The 2,008-nt window shown below is 29.7% G+C and carries 1 protein-coding gene; it reads left to right on the plus strand.

Going from position 1 to position 2,008, the window contains the following annotated elements; translation table 11 throughout:
* Nucleotides 1–325: 325 nt before the first annotated feature.
* Nucleotides 326–1,909 (plus strand): signal recognition particle-docking protein FtsY, encoded by a 1,584-nt coding sequence (ftsY, locus tag Q0138_RS08485; protein ID WP_297983394.1) that lies wholly within the window; start codon nucleotides 326–328, stop codon nucleotides 1,907–1,909.
* Nucleotides 1,910–2,008: the final 99 nt, after the last annotated feature.

Genomic DNA, 2,008 nt, shown 5'->3' on the forward strand with positions numbered 1-2,008 from the left:
TTTTTCATTATTTTTTTTTAAAATAAGTTAGTTTATTATTTTTTTTATTTAAATGATTTTCATTATTTTTTTTTAAAATAAGTTAGTTTATTAGTTTAATTTTAATGATTTTCATTATTTTTTATAAAAATAAGTAAGTTTATTAGTTTTTAAAACAAAACTATTATTAATATAAATTAGAAAAATTACTAATGTTCTGATTTAGGTAATTATTTAGGATTTGGATAATTTTTAATCTGAATAATTATTTTATATTATTTTATTTTATTTTAAAATTTAATCATAAGGAAAATTTTTAATTATACTTATTAAGGCAGGGATAAACTTGTTTGATTCATTAAAGAAAAAGTTTTCAGAAGCAAGTGGAAAACTAAAAAATAAAGTGGAAGATGAAGCTAAAGAAGAAAATAATGTTGAATTATTGGAAGAGTCTTTAGATGAAAAAACAGATGAGACTTTAGAAGAGACTTTCGATGAGACTTTCGATGATATTGATGAAGATCTCATAGAATACATTGACGATGAAGATGAAGATGATTTCGATGAAGACTTTGATGATTTAGATGAAAAATCAGAAGAAAAAAAAGATTCTGATGATAAGGAAGATTCTAAAGATTCTGATGATGATGAGTCTGATGATAAAGAAGATTCTGATGAAAAGTCTGATGAAGAAGAAAAAGAAAAGAAATCAGGTTTCTTATCATTCTTAAAACGTGATAAAAAAGACTCTGATGATGAAAAAGATTCTGAAGAACTTGATGATGGGTCTGATGATGGGTCCGAAGAGAAATCTGAAGATGAATTAGAAGAAGGCTCTAAAGATGAAGCTTTGGAAGAGGAATCTAAAGATGAGTCTGAAGTTGAGTCTGAAGTTGAGTCTGAAGTTGAGTCTGAAGATGAAGAAGAATCTGGGGATGAAGAAAAACCTAAAAAGTCTAGACGTTCTTTATTCGGCCGTAAAAAGGATAAGGGTAAGGATGAAGATAAGAAATATGAAACTGATGAAGAAGATGAGGATTCTGATGAAGGTAAAGGAGGATTCCTGTCTTTCATTCGTGAAAAGTCAATCTCTGAAGATGATGTTTCAGATATTCTATTTGAATTGGAATTAGGTCTTTTGGAAGCGGATGTTGCAATGGATGTGTCCAGTGCGGTTGTAGACTCTGTTAAAAATGATTTGGTTGGTAAAAAGATTAAAAGAAGTAGTGATATTGAAAAATACACTTACGATGCTCTTAAAAAGGCAGTTTATAACATTATCAACATTGAAGGTAAGACCATGACAGAATTGCTTGAGGAGAAAGTGGCTCAAGGCAAGCCTCTTGTTGTCATGCTTGTAGGTATTAACGGTACTGGTAAAACAACCACAATCGGTAAATTATCCAATTATTACATTAAAAAAGGTTACACTCCAGTTATTGCTGCATCAGATACCTTTAGGGCAGGAGCTATTGAACAAGTCGAATATCATGCAAATAATTTGGATGTTAAATTAATCAAGCATGAAAAGGGTTCAGATCCTGCAGCTGTTGCTTTTGATGCAGTAAGACATGCAGAGGCTAAAGGTAAGGAATTGGTCTTGATTGATACTGCTGGAAGGATGCAAACCAATGTTAACTTGATGGATGAAATGAAAAAGATTCGTAGAGTTTCTAAACCTGATCTTGTTGTATTTGTCGGAGACGCTTTAACAGGTAACGATGCTACTGAACAGGCAAGAAAATTCAATGAGGCAATTGACATTGATGGTGTGATTCTTACTAAAGCAGATGCTGATTCAAAAGGTGGGGCAGCATTGTCTGTTGGCCATATTATTAATAAACCTATATTCTTCTTGGGTATGGGTCAATCATATGATGACATTAAGGAATATGACCCAGATTGGATGTTAGATCAAATATTTTCATAAATCTTTTTTCTAACTCTTTTTTTATTTTTTAATCAATTTTAATAGTTTTTTTATTTTTTTATTTTATTTATTTTTTTATTTTATTTATTTTTTTATTTT

The organism is uncultured Methanobrevibacter sp. (genome assembly GCF_937906425.1).
In the GTDB taxonomy this organism is placed as follows: Archaea; Methanobacteriota; Methanobacteria; order Methanobacteriales; family Methanobacteriaceae; genus Methanobrevibacter.